Annotated in this window: 1 pseudogene; it reads right to left on the bottom strand. The window is 65.9% G+C overall.

The features are described from left to right. Positions 1-299 (bottom strand): annotated as a pseudogene (locus tag AC1RPV_RS07735) (hypothetical protein); the annotation flags it as partial.

The raw sequence follows: 299 nt of genomic DNA, 5'->3' as shown, positions 1-299 counted from the left end.
CCCACAGGGAGCTCGGGAACTGCGCGGCGATCGAGGTGAAGATCAGGAGGGACATGCCGTTGCCGATGCCGCGCTCGGTGACGAGCTCGCCCATCCACATGATGAGGCCGGTGCCGGCGGTCATCGTGATGACCATGAGCATGATGGCGTACCAGGAGTCGTCCGTGATCAGCTGCGTGCACTGCGAGACGGCCGTGGTGCCGAAGAGGGCGCCCGAACGGGCGACGGTGATGAGGGTCGCCGATTGGAGGACGCCCAGCGCGATCGTGAGATAGCGCGTGTACTGCGTGAGCTTGGCC

This window comes from Dellaglioa sp. CoH-55-MRSF-9 (assembly GCF_056782155.1).
The sequence above is the reverse complement of the archived record's forward strand: the minus strand, read 5'-3'. Positions and strand labels throughout refer to the sequence as shown.